This is a genomic window from Curtobacterium sp. MCSS17_011 (assembly GCF_003224275.1).
Classification (GTDB): domain Bacteria; phylum Actinomycetota; class Actinomycetes; order Actinomycetales; family Microbacteriaceae; genus Curtobacterium.
Genome location: NZ_QKLE01000056.1, coordinates 1 through 1,774, shown reverse-complemented (window position 1 = coordinate 1,774; position 1,774 = coordinate 1). Strand labels below are relative to the sequence as shown.

Here is a 1,774-nt window from a genome sequence, read left to right as displayed (position 1 = left end):
ATCGGGGCGACCAGCGCGTCGGCGGCCTCGTCCGTCATGCCGGCTGGCTGCCAGCGGAACAGCACCGTGCTGAGCTGCGTCGGCGCGACGAGCACCAGGTCCGGGTGTTCCTCGACGATCCGGTGGGTGGCCACGGCGAGGTCGATGACGGCGTCGAACGCCGCACCGATCGCATCGGCACCCGTCGCCCGCAGCGTGGCCCAGAGCTTCAGGGCGTCGAACCGGCGGGTGGTCTGCAGCGACTTGTCGACCTGGTTCGGCTCGGCGGCGTCCTCGGGGTTCAGGTAGTCGGCGTACCAGGCGGTGCGCCGCAGGTCCTCCGGGCGCTGCACGAGCAGGGCGCTCGACGACACCGGCTGGAAGAACGACTTGTGCAGGTCGGCGGTCACGCTCCGCGCCCGTTCGACGCCGTCGAGCAGGTGCCGGCGGGTCGGGGACACGAGCAGACCGCAGCCGTACGCGGCGTCGACGTGCAGCCAGACTCCCTCGAGGTCACAGACGTCCGCGATCGGCTCGAGCGGGTCGATCACCCCGCGGTCGGTGGTGCCGGCGGTGGCGACGACGGCCATCGGCGTCTGCCCGGCTGCGCGGGCGGCGGCGATCGCCTCGGCGAGGGCGGCGGGCACCATCCGGCCGGCGTGGTCGTTGGCGACGGCGACCACGGCCTCGAGCCCGAGCAGTCGCGCCGACTTCGCGATGCTGAAGTGGGTCTCACCGGTCGTGAACACGGTGCCGCTGGTGCCGAGGGCCTCGCGCGCCAGCAGCAGGGCCTGCAGGTTCGACTGCGAGCCGCCCGAGGTGAAGATCCCGTCACCCGTGGCGAACCCGATCCGACCGGCGAGCCAGGAGACGACGTGTCGCTCGATCTCGGTGCCGATGCGGGACTGGTCCCAGGTGTCCACCGACGGGTTCACGGCGGCCAGGACCGACTCGGCGGCGACCGCGGGCAGCGCGACCGGGCAGTTCAGGTGCGCGAGGTACGCCGGGTCGTGGAACCAGACGGCCTCGCAGACGAACAGCTCGTCGAGTTCGGCGAGCGCGCGGTCCGTCCCGAGGGGTTCGGCGTCGAGGTCGACGCCCTGCACCCGGGCCCGGAGGACCTCGGGAGCGGTGTCGGTCGTCGGACGGTCGGCGGCGGCGAAGCGGTCGGCCAGACGGTCCACCGTGGACGTCACGGCGGAGCGGTAGCGCTCGGCGGTGGCGGTGGTCAGGAGTTCGATGGGAGGTGTCACGTTAGGTAAGGCTAACCTCACAAACCGTGATCGTGCCACCCGAACGAGGGGCGCCCTGTCCGGCCGTGCGTGTCAGACGCTCGTCTGCCGGACGGGCCCGCCGTCCCCGCCCGGCGGGACGAGGGCGTGCGTCGTGAGGATGACCGGGGCGTGCGGGCCGCAGCGCGTGCCGCGGTCAGCGTGTCGGCGACGGCCCGGACGCTGCCGATCACGGGGGAACGCCCCGGGTCCGTTCCGTGAACTCCAGACCGGCTGCGGCTGCCGGTTCGATGTGGACCGGTGAGGGCTCCTACAGCTTCTCGATGGGGGCGATCTTGATGAGGAGCTTCTTGCGGCCCGCGGAGTCGAACGCGATCTCGGCGATGCGCTTCGCACCCTGACCCGTCACCGCGGACACCGTGCCCTCGCCGAAGTCGACGTGCTTGATGCGGTCGCCGGCGACGAGTTCCATGTCGCCGTTGTCGCGCACCTGCCCGGACACCCGGTTCGCCCACTCGGTCTTCGGACGGGTCTTCGAGGCCGCCGCTGCGCGGTCGTACGAG

General features: G+C 72.3%; 1 protein-coding gene and 1 pseudogene. Both read right to left on the bottom strand.

Annotated features, from left to right (window positions below; genetic code table 11):
• Nucleotides 1-1,232 (bottom strand): pyridoxal-dependent decarboxylase (locus DEJ17_RS17420; RefSeq protein ID WP_110895668.1); only part of this gene is annotated, 1,232 nt, incomplete at its 3' end.
• A 289-nt stretch (nt 1,233-1,521) separates the two neighbouring features.
• Nucleotides 1,522-1,774, bottom strand: a pseudogene (locus tag DEJ17_RS17415) (ATP-dependent DNA helicase PcrA); the annotation flags it as partial.